This is a genomic window from Rhizobium sp. BK008 (assembly GCF_014197345.1).
Lineage (GTDB): Bacteria > Pseudomonadota > Alphaproteobacteria > Rhizobiales > Rhizobiaceae > Rhizobium > Rhizobium anhuiense.
The window spans coordinates 1,335,618-1,360,079 of sequence record NZ_JACIFK010000001.1 but is presented as its reverse complement, the minus strand read 5'-3'; the positions used below and the strand labels follow the sequence as shown (position 1 = coordinate 1,360,079).

Genomic DNA, 24,462 nt, shown 5'->3' with positions numbered 1-24,462 from the left:
GCCGGAAATCGGCCCTTTCTTTTTCGATCTATTTGTCTGTCGTTTCAGAATAGGAATGGAACGAGCCGGTAACGGGTTCTGCCCATGAAGGCCTCGTAAGCAGGATCCTGTTTGAGCAGGCGCTCTTCCGCCAGGAGGCGGAAACACTGCGCGGCAAGGGCGGTCGCATAGATGGCAAAATTCCAAAAGCTCGGATGGGCCAGGAAGAAGCCGATATGCGTCATCAGATAGCCAGCATACATCGGATGGCGGATAATCTTGTAGGGTCCGCCGATCTTGACGCCACGATTGGCCGGCACCAAGCCAAAGCTTCGCCGCAATGTCAGCTTTGCCGATATCTGCAGGATGAAACCGAGTGCCATCACCGTCCCGCAGAGTGCGAGCGGCGCGAGAGGCGTGGTCGCGGAGGGTGAGACGAGCAGCGGGAAGAGCGTGCCGATGGCGGTGACCGTCCAGTCAAAAAGGCGCAGCGACGCATTTCTCGTCGGTCGGCGTGTCAGGATCAGGAAGGCCGCAGCGCCCTCCGAAACGATCAGCAGGAAATCGATGATCGCCCGGTTATCCTGCATCTGCGGCAGAACACGCATGACGATCGCGACGAAAAAATACCCGATGAGGACCTTCTCGACAATATCGAGAACGAAATACACATCGAAGATCGACCAGCTTGCCGCTGAGTTTTTTTTCATTGTCCGCAAGACTTCCACATCCACAGCGTTGTGATGTCCTATATATTTGCCACCGCTAATTATAGGTTAAGACCTTCACCCACATCTCGCAGTGCAGCGATTTGATTTGCTGATCCTGACCCTAAAATGCGCCAGGCGACATCGTCCGAAGGGAAATGGGCGCTCAAGAACTGCGCGTCTACAATGTCGCGCGACGCATTGATCCGCGGAAAAATGCAAATTGCCCCGGACAAGTCGCCGTCATGCTGAGTCAGTTCTCGCCCGTCGTTTCGCCGAAAACCGACTCGAAGGCGGTGCGCAGCCGGATATCGACATCGGCCATCATCACGGGCAAGCCAAGATCGACGAGACTGGTCACGCCATAGGCTGATATCCCGCAGGGCACGATCCCGCCGAAATGATCGAGATCCGGATCGACGTTAAGCGACAGTCCGTGGAAGGTCACCCATTTGCGCAGCCTTATGCCGAGGGCGGCGATCTTGTCCTCGGCCATCGTCCCGTCCGCCAGCACTGGCTTTTCCGGCCGACGCACCCAGACGCCGACGCGATCTTCACGTCTCTCGCCACGAACATTCATCATGTCGAGCGTGCGGATGACGACATCCTCAAGGGCGGCGACGAAGGCGCGCACGTCCTGGCGCCGCCTTTTCAGGTCGAGCATGACATAGGCGACGCGCTGGCCGGGTCCATGATAGGTATATTCACCGCCACGCCCCGTCGCAAAGACCGGAAAACGGTCCGGCTGGACGAGATCGCTCGCATTGGCGCTGGTGCCGGCAGTATAGAGCGGCGGATGTTCGACGAGCCAGACGAGCTCGTCTCCGCCATCTGATATCACCGCCACCTCGCGCTCCATCGTCGCCACCGCCTCCTCATAGGCAACGAGGCCATCGGCGATGCGCCAGCGCACCGGGCGGGTGCCGGGTTGGGGAAGCATGGAGAATTCGAGATCGGTGCGAAGCATGGCCATTCCTTGCCGCTCTCCCCGAAATGCCTGCAAAAAAGGGGCGGCAGGACAGCTATATGGACCCGTTTCGGGGCCAATTCAAATGCTGTGAGCGGTTTTCAAAAAAACTGTCATATCGCCCTTGTGCACCCCAGATGCTTTTGCTACATGCTGCCCCGCCGACGCAAATCGGCACCTACCACGATGCGGTCGTGGCGGAATTGGTAGACGCGCAGCGTTGAGGTCGCTGTGGGGCAACCCGTGGAAGTTCGAGTCTTCTCGACCGCACCATTTCCCTTCAGGGGAACGCTTTCTAAGCGACGATTTCGACATCACCTCGAAGCTATTTGCGGCTGCCTGGCTTGATCGCCCGGCTTTGCCGTGATTGATGGCGTCATCCTCGCAAGAATCAGCAGCCATGTCAGAGCCCCATCAAAATTCCCTGCAGGGCATGGCCATCATGTCCGGCGCCATGCTCATCCTGCCGACTATGGATGCGATCGCCAAATACATGGCGACCTTCGAGGCGATGTCGCCGGGTCAGGTGACCTTCTATCGATTCTTCTTCCAGATCGCCTGCACCCTGCCGATTCTTTTCGCCCTTTTCGGGCTCAAGGCGCTTTCGGCCCGGCGGCCGTGGATGAACCTGCTGCGCGGTGCGCTGCATGGGGGCGCGAGCCTGCTGTTCTTCGTCGCCGTCAAATACATGCCGCTTGCCGATGTCTTCGCCATCTATTTCGTCGAGCCTTTCATGCTGGCCGCCCTGTCGGCGCTGTTTCTCGGAGAGAAGGTCGGCTGGCGGCGCTGGATAGCGATCGTCGTCGGATTCGGCGGCGCGATGATCGTCATTCAGCCAAGCTACGAGATTTTCGGCCTGAAGGCGCTGCTGCCGGTCGCCTGCGCCTTTCTGTTCTCGCTCTATCTCTTCCTCAACCGCGCCATCGGCGAGGCCGATTCGCCGCTGACCATGCAGACGATGGCCGGAATCGGCGGAACGGTCTTCATGGCCGCCGCCCTTCTCGTCGGCAGCAGTTCCGGCAATGCCGATTTTACCGTCTCTCTGCCCTCCTCCGGTCTCGGCCTTGTCCTGTTGCTCGCCCTCGGCACGATCTCCGGATATGCGCATATGCTGGTGGTCCGGGCTTTCCGGCTCGCGCCGCTGTCGCTGCTTGCGCCGTTCCAATACTTCGAGATCATCTCGGCGACCGTTCTCGGCTATGCGCTGTTCAACGATTTCCCGAGCTTTTCCAAATGGATCGGCATCGTCATCATCGTTGCATCAGGCCTCTTCATCATCTGGCGCGAGCGGTTGCAGGCGCAATCGTTAAAATCCTCCTGACCCCGGGAATATCGGGTTAACTCCGCTTCTTGAGGGATCGTCAATTCGCAGACGATAAAACAGTTTCCGGTTTCATGATGAAGCCTGGAGTTAAAACATGAGCGAATTTCGTCTCGCTTTTCCGGCCTGTGTCGTGGCCGGCAAGCATCGGCTGACGGCCGAAGATATTATACTGTTGCGCAAACATGCTTTTCCGCATGGCATTCGGACATCCGACGATGTCGTGGCGATGTTGGCGCTCAATAATTCCTGCCCTGAAAAATGTGCCGCGTGGAACGCTTTCTTCGTCGAACAGCTCGCCGGTTTCATCGTCCATTATACCTATCCGCAAGGCTCGCTTGATGAAATCAACGTCGCCTGGATCATGCGCATGTTCACGACCGATGGTGTCGTCAACTCGGCGCTGGAACTCGAGCTCATTCTCCATGTCATGGAGATCTCGGCCGATGTCCCGGGTGAATTGAGAGCGCTCGCCCTCGATCAGCTCCGACTGGCGATCACCGACAATATCGGTGGCTACAAGCTGTCGCGTGCCGTCGACCGCCGGGGCATTACCCGCCAGGACGTCGATTTCGCGATGCGCATCTTCAGAAGCGTCGCCGAGGGCGGCATCATCCCGGTCTCGCCGGTCGAATACGGCGTGCTCCAGCAGATCGAGCAGGCAACACTGGCCGGCGCCAATCATCCGCATTGGGCGGGGATCATGGCCGCCGTCAAGCTGCGCGAATATGCCGAGCCGCGGCGCAGCCGCTGGCTGCGCATCGTCGACGAAGAACCCGTCTCGGAAGCAGCCGTCGCCTGACCCTCCGCAAGCCTGATTGTGCGTTCCGGTGTTTTGTGCGTAAAACTCCGGGATGCATTTCTGGGTGGAGTCTCGATGTTCAAGAAAATCCTGATCGCGAATCGCGGCGAAATCGCCTGCCGCGTGATCAAGACTGCGCGCCGCATGGGCATTCAAACCGTCGCGGTCTATTCGGATGCGGATCGGGACGCGCTGCATGTCGAGATGGCCGACGAGGCCGTGCATATCGGCCCGGCCGCCGCGTCGGAAAGTTATCTGGTTGCCGAAAAGATCATCGCTGCCTGCAAGGCGACTGGCGCCGAGGCGGTGCATCCGGGCTACGGCTTCCTCTCCGAACGCGCCTCCTTCTGCGCCGAGTTGGAAAAGCAGGGAATCGTCTTCATCGGCCCGAAGCCGAAGGCGATCATGGCGATGGGCGACAAGATCGAATCGAAGAAATTCGCCAACGCCGCCGGAGTCTCCACCGTGCCCGGCCATCTCGGCATCATCGAGGATGCCGCCCATGCGGAAGTGATATCAGCCGGGATCGGCTATCCCGTCATGATCAAGGCTTCGGCTGGCGGCGGCGGCAAGGGCATGCGTATTGCCTGGAACGAGGCGGAGGTGCGCGACGGCTTCGAGCGCGCCCGCTCGGAGGCGAAGAGCTCATTCGGCGACGACCGTGTCTTCATCGAGAAATTCGTCGTTGAGCCGCGCCATATCGAGATCCAGGTCCTGGCCGATGCACATGGCAACGTCGTCTACCTCGGCGAACGCGAATGCTCGATCCAGCGGCGCAACCAGAAGGTCGCGGAAGAGGCGCCCTCGCCTTTCCTCGACGAAAAAACCCGCAAGGCGATGGGTGAACAATCGGTGGCCTTGGCGAAAGCCGTCGACTACCAGAGCGCCGGCACCGTCGAGTTCATCGTCGACCGCGACCGCAATTTCTATTTCCTGGAAATGAACACCCGGCTGCAGGTCGAGCACCCGGTGACCGAGTTCGTCACCGGCATCGATCTCGTCGAGCAGATGATCCGCGTCGCAGCGGGCGAGCCCCTTCCCTTTGCTCAAGGAGATGTCAGGCTCGACGGCTGGGCGATCGAGAGCCGGCTCTATGCCGAAGATCCCTACCGCAATTTCCTGCCCTCGATCGGCCGCCTGACGCGCTACCGCCCGCCGGCGGAAGGCAGGACCGGCAATGCCGTCATCCGCAACGATACCGGCGTCTTCGAGGGTGCGGAGATCTCGATGTATTACGATCCGATGATCGCCAAGCTCTGCACCTGGGCGCCGACGCGGCTCGAGGCGATCGAGGCCATGGGCCGGGCGCTCGACGGCTTCGTCGTCGACGGCATCGAACATAATGTTCCGTTCCTGGCGGCGCTGATGAAACATCCGCGCTGGCGCGAGGGCCGGCTTTCCACAGGCTTCATCGCCGAGGAGTATCCCGATGGTTTCGCGCCGATGAAACCGGAGCCGCAGGAGGAGGCCGTGCTTGCCGCCATCGCGCTGTCCGCATCGCTGATCGAGGCGAACCGCCGCGAACGTTTCGCCGATCGCCTGCGCGCCGCATCGGGCGCGCTGCGCGAGCACTGGGTGGTCAAAATCGGCGACAACCACGTCGCCGCAAGATTGCTCGACGGTCTCGTCACCATCCCTTTCGATATGGACATGGCGATCGAGGACGAGAGCCGGAGTGTTGTCACCGACTGGAGACCGGGAGACCCTGTGTGGAGCGGCAAGGTCAGCGGTCGCGACATCATCGCGCAGGTCCGTCCCGTTCTCAACGGGTTGCGCATCGACTGGCAGGGGCTTTCGGTGAGGGCCAAGGTGTTTTCGCCACGTCATGCCGAACTCGACAGGCTGATGCCGGTGAAGCTGCCGCCCGATACCTCCAAGCTCCTGCTCTGCCCGATGCCCGGCCTCGTCATCGCCATCGCCGTTGCCGAGGGCCAGGAGGTCAAGGCCGGTGAGACGCTTGCGATCGTCGAGGCGATGAAGATGGAAAACGTGCTGCGCGCCGACCGCGATCTCGTCGTCTCCAAGATCAATGCTGCAGCCGGCGAAAGCCTGGCCGTCGATGCCGTGATCATGGAATTCGCCTGAAAGGGAAAGACCGGGCGGCCGGGTGTTTTTGCTTGAGCCGAGTTCGTCGACCATGCCAAGCGCGAGCCCGATAAATCAGCTGGGAAGCAACAAAATCAGCAGGGAGATATGAAGATGGACGTTCGCGCCGCCGTTGCCGTTCAGGCCGGAAAACCGCTCGAAGTGATGACCGTGCAGCTGGAAGGGCCGCGGGCCAGCGAAGTGCTGGTCGAGGTCAAGGCGACGGGCATTTGCCACACCGATGATTTCACCCTGTCGGGCGCCGATCCGGAAGGCCTGTTTCCGGCCATCCTCGGCCATGAGGGCGCCGGCATCGTCGTCGATGTCGGCCCGGGCGTCACCTCGGTGACGAAGGGCGATCACGTCATTCCGCTCTACACGCCTGAATGCCGCGAGTGCTATTCCTGCCTGTCCCGCAAGACCAATCTCTGCACCTCGATCCGCGCGACCCAGGGCCAGGGGCTGATGCCGGATGGCACCAGCCGCTTCTCGATCGGCAAGGACAAGATCCACCACTATATGGGCTGCTCGACCTTTTCGAACTTCACCGTGTTGCCGGAGATCGCCCTTGCCAAGGTCAATCCCGACGCCCCCTTCGACAAGATCTGCTACATCGGCTGCGGCGTCACCACCGGCATCGGCGCGGTCATCAACACCGCCAAGGTGGAGATCGGTTCGACGGCGATCGTCTTCGGTCTCGGCGGCATCGGTCTCAACGTGCTGCAGGGCCTGAAGCTTGCCGGCGCCGACATGATCATCGGTGTCGATATCAACAGTGATCGCAAGGAATGGGGCGAAAAGTTCGGCATGACCCACTTCGTCAATCCGAAGGAGGTCGGTGACGACATCGTGCCCTATCTGGTCAACCTGACCAAACGCAACGGCGACCTGATCGGCGGCGCCGACTACACTTTCGACTGCACCGGCAACACCAAGGTGATGCGCCAGGCGCTGGAAGCCAGCCATCGCGGCTGGGGCAAGTCCATCATCATCGGCGTGGCCGGCGCCGGCCAGGAGATCTCCACCCGGCCGTTCCAGCTGGTCACCGGCCGCAACTGGATGGGCACCGCCTTCGGCGGCGCCCGCGGGCGCACCGACGTGCCGAAGATCGTCGACTGGTACATGCAGGGCAAGATCCAGATCGATCCGATGATCACCCACACCATGCCGCTCGAAGACATCAACAAGGGCTTCGAGCTGATGCATACGGGCAAGTCCATCCGCGGCGTGGTCGTGTACTGATGACTGCAGCCAACTACAGGGTCGATCTCAAGAAGCTCGAAGAGCTCCCCGCGCGGGAGCTCTTCGAGCTCATGAGAATGCGCGTCGATGTTTTTGTCGTCGAGCAGAACTGCCCGTATCCGGAACTCGACGGCAAGGATATCGATGCTCTGCATTTGCGCCTTCTGGAGGACGCTGAGCTCCTGGGCGCGGCGCGAATCCTGAAACCGTATGAGCCGCGGGATCCATCAAAGATCGGCCGCGTCGTCGTCTCGCCTGCCCATCGCGGCAAGCGGCTGGGCGATGCATTGATGCGCGAAGCGATCACCGCCTGTGAGCGGCTTTATCCGGCAAATCCGATCGCCTTGTCGGCGCAGGCCCATCTGCGCCGTTTCTACGAATCCTTCGGCTTTGTCGGGATATCGCAGGAATATCTGGAAGACGGCATTCCCCATATCGATATGATCAGACAGCCGGCCATTCAGCCGGCATGAGGATATAGCCATGATCTATGTCGACGCCGATGCCTGCCCGGTGAAACCGGAAATCCTCAAGGTCGCCGAACGTCACGGCCTCGAAGTGACCTTCGTCGCCAATTCCGGCCTGCGCCCTTCGCGCGATCCGATGATCCACAACGTCATCGTCTCCAATGCCTTCGACGCCGCCGACAACTGGATCGCCGAACGCGCCGGTGCGGGCGATGTCGTCGTCACTGCCGATGTACCGCTCGCCGTGCGCTGTGTCGCGACCGGCGCCTTCGTCAGCGGCCCGACCGGGCGCGTCTTCGACGAAACCAATATCGGCATGGCAAGCGCCATGCGCGATCTCGGCGCGCATTTGCGTGAAACCGGCGAGAGCAAGGGCTATAACGCCGCCTTCAGCCCGAAAGACCGGTCACGCTTCCTCGAAACCTTCGACCGCCTCTGCCGCCGCGCCAAGAGCCTTTCCGCGCAAGTTGGCGGCCAAGGCTGATCGCATCCCAAACCAGCAAAACAAGTCAGCAACACGGGCGGCATGGCAGCCATGCCGATTCCTACCTTGAAGTAAGCCGTCTCCTCACGCATATACGCCCCATCGCAGACGACTGCGGCATCCCTCGGGATGCAACCGTCGCGGGGACGGCCTCGCTCTTGAACAAGGAGAGTCGTATGGCTTGGTTTCTGCTTTTTCTCGCCGGCCTTTTCGAATGTGGCTGGGCGATCGGTCTTAAATATACCGAGGGTTTCACGCGGCCGCTGCCGACGACGCTGACCGTCATATCCATGGTGATCAGCATCGTGCTGCTCGGCCTGGCGGTAAAGCACCTGCCGATCGGCACCGCCTACGCGGTCTGGACCGGCATCGGCACGGTTGGCACCGTACTGCTTGGCATCTGGCTGCTTGGCGATGAGGCAATTGTCTCCCGTCTTGCCTGCATCATGCTGATCGTCGGCGGTATCGCCGGCCTCAAGCTCACTGCCTGAAATTGAGGCTGAGGGGCGTCGGCGACGTCCCTCAGCTATGGTTCAGACTGTCTTGCGGTTGTCGACGGCAAGAGCGCCGGGACCGGAGAAGAACAGGTAGAGGAAGACGAAGCAGAACAGGATCGCGGCGTCGCCCTGATTGACGGCCGGGAAGAAGCTGCTCGGCGCATGCGCCATGAAATAGGCGACCGCCATTTCGCCGGCGAGCAGGAAAGCGACAGGGCGCGTCAGCAGGCCAATGAGAATGAGGATACCGCCGATAAGCTCGAGAAGAGCCGCGAAAAGCATCAGCGGCGGCAGCGAGCCGGACATCTGCGACGCCGGGAAGCCGAAAAGCTTCATCGTGCCGTGTTCGATGAACAGCAGTGCGGTGATGATTCTGAGAGCGGCCAGCCCGTAGGGGCGATAGGCAGAAAGACGCTCGAAACTTGACATTAAACCTCTCCATTAAAACAATTACAGCCGAGCGTTAGCCCGTCCTCGTCAGCGATTGAACACACGGATCACTGACGGCCGTTCACATTTTCGACAGCGGGTAAACACCCGATCGCGCAGCTTTATTCGGCGGAAACGTTAAAGCGGAATGTTGTCGTGTTTCTTCCACGGATTGGCGAGATCCTTGTTGCGCAGCATCTTAAGGCCGCGCGCCAGCCGCCTGCGGGTCGAATGCGGCATGATCACCTCGTCGACATAACCGCGCTCGGCGGCGACGAAGGGCGAGAGGAACCGATCCTCGTACATTTTCGTATGTGCGGCGATCTTCTCGGGATCGGCGATATCCTTGCGGAAAATGATCTCGACCGCGCCCTTGGCGCCCATCACGGCGATCTGCGCCGTTGGCCAGGCATAGTTCAGGTCGCCGCGCAGATGCTTCGACGCCATCACGTCATAGGCACCCCCGAAGGCTTTGCGGGTGATGACGGTGAGCTTCGGCACCGTTGCCTCGGCGTAAGCGAAGAGCAGCTTGGCGCCGTGCTTGATGAGGCCGCCATATTCCTGCGCCGTGCCCGGCAGGAAGCCCGGCACGTCGACAAACGTGACGATCGGAATATTGAAGCAGTCGCAGAAGCGCACGAAACGGGCCGCCTTGCGCGAGGCGTCGCTGTCGAGCACCCCGGCCAGCACCATCGGCTGGTTGGCGACGAAGCCGACGGTGGAGCCTTCGACGCGCCCGAAACCGCAGACGATGTTGCCGGCAAAACTCGCCTGGATCTCGAAGAAATCCCCCTCGTCCGCCACCTTCCGAATCAGTTCCTTGATATCGTAAGGCTTGTTGGCGCTCGCCGGCACCAGCGTGTCGAGAGAGGCGTCGACTTCTGTCACCGACTGGTAACATTCGATCTCCGGCAGCGGCGCGGTATTCGACAGCGGCAGGAAATCGATCAGCCGGCGCACCTGCAACAGCGTTTCGACATCATTGTCATAGGCGCCGTCGGCAATCGACGAGCGCACCGTATGGACGACGGCGCCGCCGAGTTCTTCGGCTGTCACTGTCTCGTTGGTCACGGTTTTCACCACATCCGGACCGGTGACGAACATGTAGGAGGTATCGCGCACCATGAAGATGAAATCGGTCATCGCAGGCGAATAGACGTCGCCGCCGGCGCAAGGCCCCATGATGACGGAGATCTGCGGGATGACGCCGGAAGCCAGCACATTGCGCTGGAACACCTCGGCATAACCGCCGAGGGCCGCCACGCCCTCCTGGATACGGGCGCCGCCCGCATCATAGATGCCGACGATCGGCGCGCGGTTCTTCAGCGCCATGTCCTGTACCTTCATGATCTTCTCGGCATGCGCTTCCGACAGCGAACCGCCGAAGACGGTGAAGTCCTTGGCGAAGACGAACACCGTGCGGCCGTTGACCGTCCCCCAGCCGGTGACGACGCCGTCGCCGGCAACACGGCTCTTGTCCATGCCGAAATCGGTGGAGCGATGTTCGACGAACATGTCGAACTCCTCGAAGGAGCCCTCGTCGAGGAAAAGGTCGATGCGCTCGCGCGCCGTCAGTTTGCCACGCTTGTGCTGGGCGTCGATGCGGGCTTTGCCACCGCCGAGACGGGCGATGTCGCGGCGCCGTTCCAGCTCTTCGAGAATTTCCTTCATGCGATCTCCCTCGCCGCTGCGGGCGGCAATCCGGCGGTAGATTTGTCCTAGCGGCTGCGGCCGCTGAGCGAGAAAACCGAGCGTATCCTTGCTGCAACGTCCTCGGCCAGGATCTCGTCGGCAAGCTTGGGATCGGCAGCGATGCTGGTCACGTCGAAGGCGCTGACGGCGATGACCGAGCCGTCCTCGACCGAGGCGGCGTCGATGCTGATCTTGGCGACGTTGCGGTCCTTCTGAAAGCCGAGGCCCTTTTCGACGGACACCACCCGGATCGTCAGCACCACCCGCGGCAGCACCGTGTTGCGCACCGTGGCGTTGATCGCGGCGTTGACGCGGTCGTTGATGCCGGAAAGCAGCTCGGCCGGCATGTTCGGGCCGGAGAGAACGACGGCGCTGCGCACATCATAGACCGGCGTCTCCGGCTTCGTGCCCGAGAGACTGACGCAGGCCGTGAGCGCGATACAGACGAGTGCGGCCCGGCAAAAACACGACCTCAGCCAATTCATTGCAAAATCCCGCACCACCCCGTTGGAGTCGCAGATTTCGCCATAATGCCTGGGAAGGCAATATGTTTCAGGCGCTTAGGGCGAAAAAAACATCCGTCGCCGCCTTGAACTCGGCAAAGCGCTTGGCCCGCCGCTCCTCAGCTTCCTCGTCGCTGCCCCAATGCTCGATCGTCCAGTCCTCGTCGAGATGGGCAAGCGACCAGGCCTCCTCCATCGTCACCCGGCCCTCGGCGAAGGCGAGCGCCAGGATCGCCGAACCTGTGAGCGTGGTGACCGTGTGGAGTGCTGCAAGCGCCATCGCGCTGTCATATCTGGCGAGCGTGACGGCGAAGGCGGCGGTCGCCTCGCGCGGCTGCTCCTGCGGCATCACCCCTTCGACAAGGATGAAGCGAGCGCCGAGATCGTTTGCCGCCCAGTCGATGACGGGGTCCCAGCGCTCCGCCTGCCGTTCGACCAGCAATTCCGGCCCATCGGCGCGATAGCAGAGCAGGTCGCTGGAGGAAAAACGCAGGATATCCTCGAAAATCGCCTGCGCATTGGCGGTAACGCCGTCGAGCGCGGTGTTGACGAGCCGTGTCACCGGCATGCTCACCGGATTGATTTCCTCGCCCTGCGCCTGCCATTCGGCCGCGACAAGCCGCGCCAGCACCTCTGTCGGAACGGCCAGAACCTGCCGCGCCGGCGTGCGCACCATCTTGCCGTCGAGCGTGATCGCAAAACCGCCCTCGTGCTCGGCAACGGAGACGTCGGTATAGAAACGCTTCGGCAGCGGCTTCTTCATCTGGATCTGCGCGCGGCGGATGGGATCGGGATGGCTCAGGCCTTCGGAAAGGTCGTTCAGCAGATCGCGCATGGGCTCACCTCAGGAAAAATGACGCAATATCTCGTTCGGATGGTAGGCGATGGCATCAGCGCCGTTGGCGATCAGCTCATCCACGCTGGCATAGCCCCAGGCAACACCGATCGCCTTGGCGCCGGCAGCCTTTGCCATCTGCATATCGTAAACGGCATCGCCGATGACAATGGTGTCGGCAGCATTCATGCCGGTTTCATCGCAGCATTCCGTCACCATGGCCGGATGCGGCTTGGAGGGGCAATCGTCAGCGGTCCGTGCGACGATGAAATGCTCATCGAAGCCATGCGTCTCCATCACCAGCTTCAGCCCGCGCCTGGATTTGCCGGTCACCGCGCCGATCAGCAGGTCGTCCCGTCCGCTGATCGCATCGATCATCTCGCGAATGCCGGGAAACAGCGGCTCCTTGTAATCAAGATCCTGACGCACGATCGAGAACAGCGATTTGTAATGCGCCGTCATGTCGATGTCTTCCTGTTCCACATGCGGCCTGCCCTGCATACGGGCGATCGCAATATCGAGGGACAGGCCGATGATCGCCTTGGTGTCGTCAAATCGCGGTTCCGGTTTGCCGAACTTATCGAAGGTCCGGCGCATGGTTTCGTGGATCAGACCGGCGCTATCGACCAGCGTGCCATCACAATCGAAAAGCGCCAGTTTCATTCGTCGTCCCTTTCGGCACTGGAGAGATCGAAGCCGAGAAGGTTCCAGGTCTGGACCATGTGCGGCGGCAGCGGCGCGCTGACGCGCAGCCGCCCGCCGGACGGGTGCGGAATGTCGATGTGACGCGCGTGCAGATGCAGCTTCTTCTGGACGCCGCCCGGAAAATCCCAATTCGGATCGTCGTCGAAATATTTCGGATCGCCGATGATCGGGTGGCCGATATGCAGGGCATGGACGCGCAACTGATGGGTCCGGCCGGTATAGGGCTCCATCTCCAGCCAGGCGAGGTTCTGGGCGGCGGTTTCGAGCACACGGTAGAAGGAGACGGCATGGTCCGCCCCGTCTTCGCCGTGTTTGGCGATCCGCATGCGGTCGCCGTCGGCAGTCGGCTCCTTGACCAGCCAGGTCGAGATCTTGTCCTCATGCTTGCGCGGCACGCCCTTGACCAGCGACCAATAGGTCTTCTTGGTGTCGCGCTCGCGGAAGGCGGCCGTCAGCTTCTGCGCGGCGCCACGCGTACGGGCGATGACGAGAACCCCTGACGTGTCGCGGTCGAGGCGATGAACGAGCCGCGGCTTCTCGCCCTTTGGGCTGGTCCAGGCTTCGAGCATCTGGTCGATGTGCCTGGCAACGCCGGAGCCGCCCTGCACAGCAAGACCGGGCGGCTTGTTGAGCACGATCACCTTGTCGTCCTCGTGCAGCACCATGCGCGACAGCAGTTCGAAATCGGTCGAATGCTTGAGATCCTTGCCGGCGATCGGTCCGGATTTCAGCTTCGCATCGACATCGAGCGGCGGCACGCGCACCGTCTGGCCGGGCTGCACGCGTGCATCCGATTTGACACGCCCGCCATCGACGCGCACCTGGCCGGAGCGCAGGAGCTTCTGCAGCGGGCCGAAGCCGAGCCCTGGAAAGTGCACCTTGAACCAGCGATCGAGCCGCATGCCGGCTTCGTCGGGTTCAACCTTGATATGTTCTATGCCAGCCATGAAAAATCTTTCGGAAATTGCTGCGCGGGCCGAGCCGGCGTTCTTGCCGCAGCCTTTAGAGCATTTTCACGCAAAACGGAAACCGGAAAAGAAATCAGGCCAAAGCGCGCATGACGGCAAGACCCGCGATGACGGCTGCCATCGAAAGCCCGACGCTCGCAACGATATAGATGCCGCCGGCCACGGCCTCGCCACGCTCGAACAATGAGATCGCATCCAGCGAGAAAGCGGAGAAGGTGGTGAAGCCGCCAAGGAAGCCGGTGATCAGCAACAGGCGCAGTTCCACCGAGGCGTTGAACTTCCGCGCGATCAGCTCGGCGAAGACGCCGATGACGAAGCAGCCGACGACATTGACGGCGAGCGTGCCCCAGGGAAAGCCTGGCCCCATGAGTCTCAGCGCCCACTGGCCGACATAATATCTGAGGAGGGAACCGATGGCGCCGCCGACGGCGACGAGAAGAGCCTGGATCATGAGCCGGATTTACCGCGTTGCGAAAGTGATTCTAACCGAACCCCTATGAATTCTTACCATTTTGTAAAATGCCAATGATTTTCTTATGATGGCGCCAAGATCATGCCGATACGGTGATGGCATGACCCAGTTGCTGTCGATATCGGCCAACACCGCCGCCGTTGCCTTCGAATCGCTGCGCATCCCGCAGCGTGTCGCGACGAGCACGGCGGCGCGCGATGCACGGCGCCTTGCCGACCGGCAGTTGAAGGCCGATAGCACCGACGAGGTCGACGAGCCTTCCAGCATCATCCAGTCGACGGAGGTGGCGCTCGACCTGATGGCCAAAGGCAATCGCCAACCGCAGGCAGGCCTGAAACAGGCGCTGCGATCCTACGAAGATTTCTGAGGCATCCGCCTTCCCCGAACGAAAAGCCCGCGGCTGCAATCGCAACCGCGGGCTTTTCTGTCTTCACAATCGTGGTCCTTACTTGCCCTGGGCCGACAATACCTGCAACACCAGATCGACCTTGCCGGCCTTTTCGAAGGTCAGCGTCACCGGCACCGTGTCGCCCTGCTTGAACGGCGTCTTCACCTTCTGGAACATCAGATGCAGGTTGCCGGGCTCGAGCTTGACCGTCTCGCCGGCAGCGATGGCGATGCCGTCCTTCAGCTGGCGCATCCGCATGACATTGTCCTTGGTCTCCATCTCGTGGATCTGAACCTCGCCTGATGCAGGCGAGCTCACCGACACCAGTCGATCATCCGTCTGGCCGTTGTTCTTCACCGTAAAGAAACCGCCGCCGACCGGCTGGCCGGGCAGCATCGCCTTGGCGAAGCCGCCGGAGATTTCGAGATCGCCGGCCTTGACCGTTTCGCCGGCGGGCGCCGCAGCACCCAAGCCCGCCATACCGGACATGTCCATGCTGGTTTTACCGGTCATGTCCATGCCGGCCATGTCGTCATGATCGTGGCCGTGACCTTCGCCGGCGACGACCTTCAGGAGCGGCGCCGGGCTTTTCAGCCCATGCGCGTCGTCGCCCTCCTTCGCCACCTGATCCCAGGCCGCGACGGTATCGCCACACATCTGCGTCACCGGAAAGGCGAGCGAGGTGCCGGCTTCGACGCCCGAAACCTTACCTTGGATCACGAAGGTGTCATAGAAATCGTCGGAGAGATTGCCGTTCTTCCAGCGGATCTCGATCGCGCCTGATTTCACCTTGTCGCCGTGATTGTCGTAGGTCTTCTGATAATCGCCCTTGATCACCTCGACCTCCCAGCCGGCCTTCGGCTGCGGCTTGGCGAAGACGAAACCTTCCGGCAGCTTGACCCGCACTTCCGTGGTCGCCTTGCCGTCGCAGCCGTGCGGCAGCTGCAATGTGGCGAGAATGGTGCTGTCCTGCTTTGCCTGCTTGTCGAGGAAGGTCACATGCGCCTCGGCGCCGGCAAAAGCGGTGGCGGAAAGAATGGCGGCAAGCCCGAATGTCTTGCCAATTTTTTTGAAAGTTTTCATCGGATATCTCCTCGCCGGCCGCGGACTTCTCTCAAGTGGGCCGGCATTACTGATCATGGTTACGATAACAGATCAGGCGAGGATGGGGGGCGCGCGGGAATTCGCCCGGCTGACGGCGCCTGCGCCGACAACGACAGAGATTTCGACCGGCGCGTTGATCAGCGAGCCGAGCTTGCGCTCGAGCCAGGAGCCCGCATCCGGCGTCGGCAGGATGACCGAGGCCGACAGCCGGCAAGCTTCACAATTCGGTTTGAAGGTAAGGGTCTTGCCGTCGGCGTCCTTTATGGTGACGCAGAGCGAAGCGAAGGTGCCGTCGGGCAGCACATAGGCCGCGGCATCGTAGCCCTCGGCGGCGGCAGCCTGCGGCGCCTGATGGGCAAGGCCGAGCAAAACCAAGCTCAATGCGCAAAGCATGCGCAGGAAGAGCGTCGCTTTCAGTCCGGTCTGCCGCATGAGATCCCCTTCAACAGCATGTCGCGATAGCCGGTTTCCCCGCCGAATGCAAAAGCAGATTTGCCGCAGATTAGGGCTTGGTTGGAATAAGACGACAAAAATTTGCCCGGTCACGACATTTGCCCCTTGCCAAGCGCTGCACCCGCCGGATAATTGCGCCAACCTTGTTGGGAGAATCCGGTGCTTTCGCCACCGGTGCCGAAGGAGCAACCGCCCCGGAAACTCTCAGGCAAAAGGACCAGCAAGGGGCAGACGGAACTCTGGAGAGAAGCGTTCTCGAAACGCTCGCCGAAGGGATAACAATCTCAGGCACTCAGGACAGAGGGGGCTCAGGAGAGAAGTGCGCAACCGCGCCTTCAGATTTGAGCCCGCGCCTTCCTGAGAAGGCGCAAACCCCGGAGGCGTCTTTTGGACGATACTGCTGCCCTGAAGAAAACCCCGCTGCATGCCCTGCATCTTTCGCTCGGCGCCCGCATGGTGCCGTTCGCTGGCTATGACATGCCGGTGCAATATCCTGCAGGTGTCATGAAGGAACATCTTCATACCCGCACCGAAGCCGGCCTCTTCGACGTCTCCCATATGGGCCAGGTGATCGTGAAGGCGAAATCGGGCAGCTACGAAGATGCCGCGCTGGCGCTCGAAAGCCTGGTACCGGTTGACATACTGGGCCTTGCCGAAGGCCGTCAGCGCTATGGCTTCTTCACCGACGACACCGGCTGCATTCTCGACGACCTGATGATCACCCATCTCGACGATCATCTTTTCGTCGTCGTCAACGCGTCGTGCAAGGAAGCCGACCTCGCCCATCTGCAGACCCATATCGGCGACCAATGCGATATCACCCTTCTCAATCGTGCTCTGATCGCGCTGCAGGGACCGCGTGCCGTCGAGGTTCTCGCCGAGCTCTGGGCCGACGTCGCGGCGATGAAATTCATGGATGTGCGCCACTGCCGCCTGCACGACGTTTCCTGTCTTGTCTCGCGCTCCGGCTATAGCGGCGAGGACGGCTTTGAAATCTCGATCCCATCAGACAAGGCCGAGGATGTCACCATGCGGTTGCTCGAACATCCCGACGTCCAGGCAATCGGGCTTGGTGCCCGCGATTCGCTGCGGCTGGAAGCCGGCCTCTGCCTCTACGGCAATGATATCGACACGACCACCTCACCGGTCGAGGCGGCGCTGGAATGGGCCATGCAGAAGGCAAGGCGCGGCGGTGGTGCACGCGCCGGCGGCTTCCCCGGCTCCGGCCGCATCCTTTCCGAACTCGAAAACGGCGCCGCGCGGCGCCGCGTCGGCCTGAAGCCGGAAGGCAAGGCCCCGGTGCGCGGCCATGCCAAGCTCTATGCCGATGCCGAGGGCAAGGTCGAAATCGGCGAAGTCACCTCGGGCGGCTTCGGCCCCAGCGTCGAGGGCCCCGTCGCCATGGGCTACGTGCCGATCTCTCATGCTGCGGCGGGCACACTCGTCTACGCCGAGGTGCGCGGCAAATATCTGCCGATCACCGTCAGCGCCCTGCCCTTCGTCACACCGACCTACAAACGCTAAACCTTTTCCAGAGAGGACGAACAATGCTGAAATTTACCGAAGAACACGAATGGCTGAAGATCGAAGGCGGCGTTGCGACGGTCGGCATCACCAACTATGCCGTCGATCAGCTCGGCGACCTGGTTTTCGTCGAACTGCCGGAAGTCGGCGCGACCTTCTCCAAGAACGGCAATGCCGCGACCGTTGAATCCGTCAAGGCTGCTTCCGACGTCTATTGTCCGCTTGATGGTGAGATCACCGAGGTCAATCCGGCCATCGTTGCCGATCCGTCGCTGGTCAATTCCGATCCTCAGGGAGCCGGCTGGTTCTTCAAGCTGAAGCTTGCAAATCCTGCGGACGCCGATGGCCTGCTCGATGAGGCGGCCTACAAGGAGCTCACTGCGTAATGACGACGCCGACGGAATTCCAGTTTACCGACTATCAGCCCTACGATTTCGCCAATCGCCGCCATATCGGCCCCTCGCCGGCTGAGATGACCGACATGCTGAAGGTGATCGGCTATAACAGCCTCGACGGCCTGATCGACGCGACACTGCCGCCCTCGATCCGCCAGAAGGCGCCGCTCGTCTGGGGCGCGCCGATGACCGAGCGTGAGGCGCTCGACAAGTTGCGCGAGACCGCCAACAAGAACAAGGTGCTGGTCTCGCTGATCGGCCAGGGTTACTACGGTACGATCACGCCGCCCGTCATCCAGCGCAACATCCTGGAAAACCCGGCCTGGTATACGGCCTATACGCCTTACCAGCCGGAGATCAGCCAGGGCCGCCTGGAAGCGCTGCTCAACTACCAGACGATGATCTGCGACTTGACCGGCCTCGACGTCGCCAACGCCTCGCTGCTCGACGAGGCGACCGCCGCCGCCGAAGGCATGGCGATCGCCGAGCGCGTCGCCAAGTCGAAGGCAAAAGCCTTCTTCGTCGATGCAGACTGCCATCCGCAGACCATCGCCCTCATCCGCACCCGCGCCGAGCCGCTCGGCTGGAGCGTCATCGTCGGCAATCCCTTCACCGATCTCGACCCCGTCGATGTCTTCGGGGCGATCTTCCAGTATCCCGGCACGCATGGTCACGTGCATGATTTTACCGGCCTGATCGCCCGCCTGCACCAGACCGGCGCCATCGCTATCGTCGCCGCCGATATCCTGGCGCTGACGCTGCTGAAGTCGCCCGGCGAAATGGGCGCCGATATCGCCATCGGTTCCTCGCAGCGCTTCGGCGTCCCGGTCGGCTACGGCGGCCCGCATGCAGCCTATATGTCGGTCAAGGATGCCATCAAGCGCTCCATGCCCGGCCGTCTCGTCGGCGTCTCCGTCGATGCCCGCGGCAATCGTGCCTATCGCCTGTCGCTGCAGACCCGCGAGCAGCATATCCGCCGCGAGAAGGCGACGTCGAATATCTGCACCGCCCAGGTGCTGCTCGCCGTCATGGCCTCGATGTATGCCGTCTTCCACGGCCCGAAGGGCATCAAGGCGATCGCCCAGCAGGTGCACCAGAAAGCCGTGCTGATGGCCAAGGGCCTGGAAAAGCTCGGCTATAAGGTGGAACCCGACACCTTCTTCGACACGATCACCGTCGACGTCGGCCATATGCAGGGCCTCATCCTGCGCGCCGCCGTTGCCGAAGGCGTCAATCTGCGCAAGGTCGGCGAAACCCGGATCGGCATGAGCCTCGACGAGCGCACCCGCCCTGCCACGCTCGAAGCCGTGTGGCGCGCCTTCGGCGGCAATTTCACTATCGCCGATTTCGAGCCTTCCTACCGCTTGCCGAAGGGCCTGCTTCGGACCAGCGACTACCTCACCCATCCGATCTTCCACATGAACCGCGCCGAAAGCGAGATGACGCGTTACATCCGCCGGCTCTCCGACCGGGATCTGGCGCTCGACCGCTCGATGATCCCGCTCGGCTCCTGCACGATGAAGCTCAATGCGACGGCGGAAATGCTGCCGATCACCTGGCCGGAATTTTCCGATATCCATCCTTTTGTGCCGGCCGACCAGGCGCTCGGTTACCGCGAGATGATCGACGACCTGATCGAAAAGCTCTGCGCCGTCACCGGCTACGACGCCTTCTCGATGCAGCCGAATTCCGGCGCGCAGGGCGAATATGCCGGCCTGCTGACGATCCGCAACTATCATATCGCCAATGGCGACGGCCATCGTGACGTCTGCCTGATCCCGACCTCGGCGCATGGCACCAACCCGGCCTCGGCCCAGATGGTCGGCATGAAGGTGGTCGTCGTCAAGGTGCGCGAGAATGGCGATATCGATCTCGACGATTTCCGCGCCAAGGCTGAGCAGCATGCGGCAAATCTCTCCTGCTGCATGATCACCTATCCCTCGACGCACGGCGTCTTCGAGGAAACCGTCAGGGAAATCTGCGATCTGGTGCATGAGCATGGCGGCCAGGTCTATCTCGACGGCGCCAACATGAACGCCATGGTCGGCCTGTCCCGCCCCGGTGACATCGGCTCCGACGTCAGCCACCTGAACCTGCACAAGACCTTCTGCATTCCGCATGGCGGCGGCGGACCCGGCATGGGCCCGATCGGAGTCAAGGCGCATCTGGCCCCCTACCTGCCCGGCCATCCCGAAACCGACGGCCGCTCGGGCGCGGTCTCGGCCGCCGCCTTCGGCTCCGCCTCGATCCTGCCGATCTCCTGGAGCTATTGCCTGATGATGGGCGGCGAAGGCCTGACCCAGGCGACCAAGGTGGCGATCCTCAACGCCAACTATATCGCCACCCGGCTGAAGGGCGCCTATGACGTGCTCTACAAGTCGAAGACCGGCCGGGTCGCGCATGAATGCATCATCGACACACGCCCGCTGGTCGATAGCTCAGGCGTCACCGTCGACGATGTCGCCAAGCGCCTGATCGACTGCGGCTTCCACGCGCCGACCATGAGCTGGCCGGTCGCCGGCACGCTGATGATCGAGCCGACGGAAAGCGAGACCAAGGCCGAGCTCGACCGTTTCTGCGAGGCGATGCTGGCGATCCGCGAGGAAGCCCGCGCCATCGAGGATGGCCGCATGGACAAGACCAACAACCCGCTGAAGAACGCCCCGCACACGGTCGAAGACCTCGTCGGCGAATGGGACCGTCCCTACAGCCGGGAACAGGCCTGCTTCCCGCCCGGCGCCTTCCGCGTCGACAAATATTGGTCCCCGGTCAACCGCGTCGACAACGTCTATGGCGACCGCAACCTGATCTGCACCTGCCCGCCGGTGGAAAGCTACGCAGAGGCAGCCGAATAACGGTCACACCTGACGCCGTAGCGAAAGCCGAGCAATCCAAGCCCCTTCCATCATGGGAGGGGCTTTCCTCATTCTGATAGAAATGTGCGAAGGAAGGTCATTCCATGCCCCAGGATCAAAGCGAAGCAAGAATGCAGGCGCCATGGTCGAAACCTGTGCTCGTCGCCCTCGAAGAGTCCGGCAAATACACGAGCATCGATACCACCCAGGCCGCCTCCTGGGCGATGATCGAGGATTGGCCGACCGAGGACGGTGCCGCACTCGACCAGGCGCTGCTGATCTGCGCCGACGTCATCAAGGGCAAGCGCACCGGCGAGGACGCACGCAAAGCATTCATCGCCGCCGCGGTCGAAGCTGGCCTCGATATCAAGACCTGAACGGCGGAGACACGACGCCCCGCGTAGGTTCAACGTAAGAGAAGCGGACCGGTTTGCAGCCGATCCAGCTTCAATACCTCGGCAGGGGCACCCGTTCCCGGTTCCCCTGCTCTCCGTCAGTACCAAAATGTGCGGTTTGCCGCTTAGAAGCGCTCGCCGACCATGTCCTCGCTCTTGGCCCACAATGCCTTGGCCGTCGCGGGATCGAGCGCGTAGCTGCGCACGCCTTCGGAAATCGGGCTGATTTCCGCATCCGTTACTTCGGAGACGTGGCAATTTTCGCAATATCTGCCGCCGACCGCGTCTGCCGGAGCGACGAAACCTGCCCAGACTGAGGTCGCGGCACCTTGCGGGATCGTCTTCCGCTGGAAGGGCGGTTTGCCCTCGGCGGCAAGTGCTGCGTTGATCTCAGCCATCATGCCTTCGATCGCGCCGGCGCCGACATGACGGTCGAGCTCGGTCTGAATGCCGCCGGGATGCAGTGCCGTCGCACGGATACCACGCTTCTCGAGGCGCCGGTCGAGCTCCACCGCGAACAGGATATTTGCGGTTTTCGACTGGGCATAGGCCGCCCAGGGCTCATAGGTCTTGCTCTCGAAATTGAGGTCGTCGAGGCTGAAAGGAGCCATGCGATGGGCCGAGGACGCGACGATCACCACACGGCCGCCCGATTTGACGAGCGATGCGATGCGATTGACCAGCACAAAATGACCGAGATGATTGGTGCCGAACTGCGTTTCGAAACCATCGGCGGTGCGGCCGAAGGGAGCAGCCATCACGCCGGCATTGGCAATGACGACGTCGAAGGGGCGGCCATCCGCGATGAGCGCATCGGCGCAGGCCCGCACGCTTGCCAGAGAAGCAAGATCGAGCTCGACGATGTCAAGACTGCCGCCATTGGCTGCACCGGCGCGCACGACTTCCGTTGCCGCCCTTGCCTTTGCAAGGTCACGGGCCGTACCCACCACCTGCGCTCCATGGGCTGCCAGGACACGTGCGGTTTCCACGCCGAGACCGGCCGAAACACCCGTCACCAGAACACGCTTGCCCTTGAGATCGACGCCGGCGAGCACCTCATCGGTGGTCGATGTCGCCCAAAAAGTCCACTCATGATTATCTCCTTGATCATGGCGCACCGCTCCGGGCTGGAGGACCATTGTCCGCCGGCCTCAAATGAAATAAAAGGAGGATGCCTCCAGATAAATATGGAGGGCGCCTCCGTTTATCAAGGGGACTTCTTGGAAATGGCTGAAAAAAGTGACGGACCCACCGTCCGAAAGCCGCGTGCGGATGCCGAACGCAACCGCCTTCTGCTGATGGAAACGGCAAAGACCGTCTTTGCCGACAAGGGTTCCAGCGCCAGCCTGGAAGAAATTGCCCGCATCGCCGGCGTCGGCATCGGCACACTTTATCGCCATTTCCCGACGCGCGATGCATTGGTTGCCGCCATCTACCGCAACGAGACGACGCAGCTTGCCGCTGCCGCCAAAAGCCTTGCCGAGACACATCCGCCTGTCGAAGCGCTTCGTCTGTGGCTGGTGCAGTTCGTCGATTATGTCGTAACGAAACACGGCATGTCGGAGGTGCTGGATTCTTTGGTCGGCGGCACCTCCGAGCTCTATGCCGATTCGGCCGACTTGATCATAGGCGCCGTCAATCTGCTGGTGGATCGCGCAGTCGCCACCGGCGAAATCCGCCTGGCGATGGACCCGCTCGATATCCTGCGCGCGCTGGCGGGCGGCGCAAGCATCAGCTGCGGCCCCGCCTGGCGGGAGGCGGCAAGACAACTCATCGATATTCTGATTGCGGGGATGAGAGCCAGTCGCTGAGAGGGAGCCAAGTCGCAGTGGTTAAAGGCCCCTCCCATAGGTTGGGAGCGGCTGGATGCTTCTGATGCACAAGGATCAAATTTAACCTTTCTTAGCAAGTCTCTGTTAGCAATTCATAAAGGCGGCTTCCATCAACATGGATCATCGTCGATCCCTTGTTTTGCGTGCAGGTTCTTATGCGTCCATCGGCTGTGCCAGCAATCCTCCTCGCCGCCCTGATTCTCTCGGGATGCTCCGCAAGTTCTGGCGCCGAAGATGTGCTCACCCCTGTACCGTCGCGCGAAACGACCAATGCCATTACCCAGCCGAGCGGCCCGATACCGGCTGCAGCCGTGGGCGATCCTGCTCCGCAGGCAAGCCCGCCGCAGGAGGCATTGAGCTGGACGGGGCAGGTTCCGGAGCCGCAGGCGCTCGTCCCCGCAGACAGGCCGGTCGGCATGCCGATGCCGACGGAAAAACCGGTCGCCATGCTGATGCCGAGCAATCCCGCGGGCAATGCGATTCCCGATCTCGGCGCGAGGCCGCCCTCACGCGGCCAAATTTACGGCCACCGGTTCCGCGATGCCAAGCCGATCAACTTCGGTTCCACCTCGCCGAGAAAGCTTGCCGTGCACGGCGTCGACGTGTCGCGCTGGCAGGGCGAGATCGATTGGGAGACGCTGCGCAGGCAAGGCGCGAACTTCGTCTACATCAAGGCGACAGACGGTGGCGATCACCTCGATCCGATGTTCAAGAAGAACTGGCGCCGGGCCAAGGAAGCCGGGCTGAAACACGGCGCCTATCACTTCTTCTATTGGTGCCGGACAGCCGGCGAGCAGGCCGACTGGTTCATCCGCAACGTACCGAAGGAAGCCAACGCTCTTCCGCCTGTGATCGACGTCGAATGGAACGGCGAATCGAGCTGCAAGAGGCGCATCTCGCCTGAACGTGTCCGGGAAAAGATGCAGGTCTTCATGGACAAGCTGGAGCGCCATTACGGCCAGCGTCCAATCATCTACACCGCGCCGGACTTCTACCGGGATAACCTGAAGGGCCAAATGCTCGACTATCCCTTCTGGCTGCGCTCGGTGGCCGCTCACCCCTCCAAGGTCTATCCGGGCCGCAAGTGGCTCTTCTGGCAGTATTCCGGCTCCGGCCTTTCCGATGGCGTCGACGGCAAGATCGACCTGAACGTCTTCAACGGCAATGAAAGCGACTGGCACGACTGGGTGGCGTCGCGATAGCCAAGCTGTCCATGATTTCCGCGCCTTTCCAACATCGTTCCGTGTCAATCCGGAACAGATGAATGGCAAGACGCACTCAGCTGTAGGTCTTTGCTAACGCAACGCCTTCAGCATTCTCTAAATCCTGGCGTGTACAAGAATTTCATCCAGTTCTGGGGA

General features: G+C 61.6%; 26 protein-coding genes, 1 tRNA gene and 2 riboswitches. Of the genes, 15 read left to right on the top strand and 12 right to left on the bottom strand.

What is annotated here, in order from left to right; all coding sequences use genetic code 11:
* Positions 1-44 precede the first annotated feature (44 nt).
* The gene (locus FHT69_RS06570; protein ID WP_047615318.1) at positions 45-689 is read right to left on the bottom strand and encodes a methyltransferase family protein; all 645 of its coding nucleotides are present in this window, start codon (positions 687-689) and stop codon (positions 45-47) included.
* A gap of 250 nt (positions 690-939) precedes the next feature.
* Entirely contained in the window at positions 940-1,659 is a 720-nt protein-coding gene (gene lipB / locus FHT69_RS06565) for a lipoyl(octanoyl) transferase LipB (protein WP_025555017.1), read from the bottom strand.
* A 182-nt stretch (positions 1,660-1,841) separates the two neighbouring features.
* Between lipB and FHT69_RS06560 the strand changes: the two genes are divergently transcribed.
* The 8 genes from FHT69_RS06560 (at position 1,842) to FHT69_RS06525 (ending at position 8,545) form a co-directional block, all read left to right on the top strand.
* Positions 1,842-1,926 (top strand) — tRNA-Leu (locus FHT69_RS06560).
* Positions 1,927-2,023: 97 nt separating this feature from the next.
* Positions 2,024-2,974: a DMT family transporter gene (locus FHT69_RS06555; RefSeq protein WP_176707336.1), complete on the top strand. Its 951-nt coding sequence runs from the start codon at positions 2,024-2,026 to the stop codon at positions 2,972-2,974.
* 97 nt (positions 2,975-3,071) lie between these two features.
* Positions 3,072-3,776, top strand: a complete 705-nt coding sequence (locus tag FHT69_RS06550) for a hypothetical protein (protein ID WP_063473925.1) — start codon at positions 3,072-3,074, stop codon at positions 3,774-3,776.
* Positions 3,777-3,851: 75 nt separating this feature from the next.
* Positions 3,852-5,861 (top strand): acetyl/propionyl/methylcrotonyl-CoA carboxylase subunit alpha, encoded by a 2,010-nt coding sequence (locus FHT69_RS06545; RefSeq protein WP_183845435.1) that lies wholly within the window; start codon positions 3,852-3,854, stop codon positions 5,859-5,861.
* A 114-nt stretch (positions 5,862-5,975) separates the two neighbouring features.
* Positions 5,976-7,103 carry an S-(hydroxymethyl)glutathione dehydrogenase/class III alcohol dehydrogenase gene (locus FHT69_RS06540; RefSeq protein WP_183905114.1) on the top strand — a complete coding sequence of 376 codons (1,128 nt, stop codon included), beginning with the start codon at positions 5,976-5,978 and terminating at the stop codon, positions 7,101-7,103.
* Positions 7,103-7,576 carry a GNAT family N-acetyltransferase gene (locus tag FHT69_RS06535; RefSeq protein ID WP_063475253.1) on the top strand — a complete coding sequence of 158 codons (474 nt, stop codon included), beginning with the start codon at positions 7,103-7,105 and terminating at the stop codon, positions 7,574-7,576. The genes FHT69_RS06540 and FHT69_RS06535 overlap by 1 nt, the downstream gene beginning before the upstream one ends.
* A gap of 10 nt (positions 7,577-7,586) precedes the next feature.
* Positions 7,587-8,054, top strand: coding sequence for a YaiI/YqxD family protein (locus FHT69_RS06530; RefSeq protein ID WP_063475252.1), 468 nt, complete (start codon positions 7,587-7,589; stop codon positions 8,052-8,054).
* A 176-nt stretch (positions 8,055-8,230) separates the two neighbouring features.
* Positions 8,231-8,545 (top strand): DMT family transporter, encoded by a 315-nt coding sequence (locus FHT69_RS06525; protein WP_063475251.1) that lies wholly within the window; start codon positions 8,231-8,233, stop codon positions 8,543-8,545.
* A 42-nt stretch (positions 8,546-8,587) separates the two neighbouring features.
* Here the strand turns inward: FHT69_RS06525 and FHT69_RS06520 are convergent, their stop codons facing one another.
* The 7 genes from FHT69_RS06520 to crcB all read right to left on the bottom strand — a co-directional run bounded on the left by FHT69_RS06520 (position 8,588) and on the right by crcB (position 14,134).
* Positions 8,588-8,980: a DoxX family protein gene (locus FHT69_RS06520; protein ID WP_047609914.1), complete on the bottom strand. Its 393-nt coding sequence runs from the start codon at positions 8,978-8,980 to the stop codon at positions 8,588-8,590.
* A 138-nt stretch (positions 8,981-9,118) separates the two neighbouring features.
* The gene (locus FHT69_RS06515; RefSeq protein WP_063475250.1) at positions 9,119-10,651 is read right to left on the bottom strand and encodes an acyl-CoA carboxylase subunit beta; all 1,533 of its coding nucleotides are present in this window, start codon (positions 10,649-10,651) and stop codon (positions 9,119-9,121) included.
* A 47-nt stretch (positions 10,652-10,698) separates the two neighbouring features.
* Positions 10,699-11,157, bottom strand: a complete 459-nt coding sequence (locus FHT69_RS06510) for a hypothetical protein (protein WP_047613903.1) — start codon at positions 11,155-11,157, stop codon at positions 10,699-10,701.
* A 67-nt stretch (positions 11,158-11,224) separates the two neighbouring features.
* A complete protein-coding gene (locus tag FHT69_RS06505; RefSeq protein ID WP_047609920.1) occupies positions 11,225-12,010 on the bottom strand; it encodes an ATP12 family chaperone protein in 786 nt (261 codons plus the stop codon).
* Positions 12,011-12,019: 9 nt separating this feature from the next.
* Positions 12,020-12,673 carry an HAD-IA family hydrolase gene (locus FHT69_RS06500; protein ID WP_047609921.1) on the bottom strand — a complete coding sequence of 218 codons (654 nt, stop codon included), beginning with the start codon at positions 12,671-12,673 and terminating at the stop codon, positions 12,020-12,022.
* Positions 12,670-13,662 (bottom strand): RluA family pseudouridine synthase, encoded by a 993-nt coding sequence (locus FHT69_RS06495; RefSeq protein ID WP_063475249.1) that lies wholly within the window; start codon positions 13,660-13,662, stop codon positions 12,670-12,672. The genes FHT69_RS06500 and FHT69_RS06495 overlap by 4 nt, the downstream gene beginning before the upstream one ends.
* A 94-nt stretch (positions 13,663-13,756) precedes the next feature.
* On the bottom strand, positions 13,757-14,134 hold the full coding sequence (crcB, locus tag FHT69_RS06490; RefSeq protein ID WP_047609929.1) for a fluoride efflux transporter CrcB: 378 nt from the start codon (positions 14,132-14,134) through the stop codon (positions 13,757-13,759).
* Positions 14,135-14,255: 121 nt separating this feature from the next.
* Between crcB and FHT69_RS06485 the strand changes: the two genes are divergently transcribed.
* Positions 14,256-14,522: a hypothetical protein gene (locus FHT69_RS06485; RefSeq protein ID WP_063475248.1), complete on the top strand. Its 267-nt coding sequence runs from the start codon at positions 14,256-14,258 to the stop codon at positions 14,520-14,522.
* A gap of 78 nt (positions 14,523-14,600) precedes the next feature.
* On the opposite strand, the gene FHT69_RS06480 is transcribed toward FHT69_RS06485, so the two are convergent.
* Positions 14,601-15,626, bottom strand: a complete 1,026-nt coding sequence (locus FHT69_RS06480) for a copper chaperone PCu(A)C (RefSeq protein ID WP_063475247.1) — start codon at positions 15,624-15,626, stop codon at positions 14,601-14,603.
* 72 nt (positions 15,627-15,698) lie between these two features.
* Positions 15,699-16,079 (bottom strand): hypothetical protein, encoded by a 381-nt coding sequence (locus tag FHT69_RS06475; RefSeq protein ID WP_063475246.1) that lies wholly within the window; start codon positions 16,077-16,079, stop codon positions 15,699-15,701.
* Between the two features lie 158 nt (positions 16,080-16,237).
* A riboswitch (glycine riboswitch) is annotated at positions 16,238-16,326 on the top strand.
* A 3-nt stretch (positions 16,327-16,329) separates the two neighbouring features.
* A riboswitch (glycine riboswitch) is annotated at positions 16,330-16,411 on the top strand.
* Positions 16,412-16,487: 76 nt separating this feature from the next.
* Between FHT69_RS06475 and gcvT the strand changes: the two genes are divergently transcribed.
* The 4 genes from gcvT (at position 16,488) to FHT69_RS06455 (ending at position 21,251) form a co-directional block, all read left to right on the top strand.
* Positions 16,488-17,624 carry a glycine cleavage system aminomethyltransferase GcvT gene (gene gcvT, locus FHT69_RS06470; RefSeq protein ID WP_063475245.1) on the top strand — a complete coding sequence of 379 codons (1,137 nt, stop codon included), beginning with the start codon at positions 16,488-16,490 and terminating at the stop codon, positions 17,622-17,624.
* Positions 17,625-17,647: 23 nt separating this feature from the next.
* Positions 17,648-18,010, top strand: a complete 363-nt coding sequence (gcvH, locus tag FHT69_RS06465) for a glycine cleavage system protein GcvH (RefSeq protein ID WP_047609939.1) — start codon at positions 17,648-17,650, stop codon at positions 18,008-18,010.
* Positions 18,010-20,874 carry an aminomethyl-transferring glycine dehydrogenase gene (gcvP, locus tag FHT69_RS06460; protein WP_063475244.1) on the top strand — a complete coding sequence of 955 codons (2,865 nt, stop codon included), beginning with the start codon at positions 18,010-18,012 and terminating at the stop codon, positions 20,872-20,874. Before gcvH ends, gcvP begins: the two co-directional genes overlap by 1 nt.
* Before the next feature lie 131 nt (positions 20,875-21,005).
* Entirely contained in the window at positions 21,006-21,251 is a 246-nt protein-coding gene (locus FHT69_RS06455; RefSeq protein WP_047609943.1) for a DUF982 domain-containing protein, read from the top strand.
* A 143-nt stretch (positions 21,252-21,394) separates the two neighbouring features.
* Here the strand turns inward: FHT69_RS06455 and FHT69_RS06450 are convergent, their stop codons facing one another.
* On the bottom strand, positions 21,395-22,408 hold the full coding sequence (locus tag FHT69_RS06450; RefSeq protein ID WP_210304184.1) for an SDR family NAD(P)-dependent oxidoreductase: 1,014 nt from the start codon (positions 22,406-22,408) through the stop codon (positions 21,395-21,397).
* Positions 22,409-22,456: 48 nt separating this feature from the next.
* On the opposite strand from FHT69_RS06450, the gene FHT69_RS06445 reads away from it, so the two are divergent.
* Together FHT69_RS06445 and FHT69_RS06440 are read left to right on the top strand one after the other, a co-directional pair.
* The gene (locus FHT69_RS06445) at positions 22,457-23,080 is read left to right on the top strand and encodes a TetR/AcrR family transcriptional regulator (RefSeq protein ID WP_047609945.1); all 624 of its coding nucleotides are present in this window, start codon (positions 22,457-22,459) and stop codon (positions 23,078-23,080) included.
* A gap of 176 nt (positions 23,081-23,256) precedes the next feature.
* Positions 23,257-24,303 (top strand): GH25 family lysozyme, encoded by a 1,047-nt coding sequence (locus FHT69_RS06440; protein WP_063475243.1) that lies wholly within the window; start codon positions 23,257-23,259, stop codon positions 24,301-24,303.
* Positions 24,304-24,462: the final 159 nt, after the last annotated feature.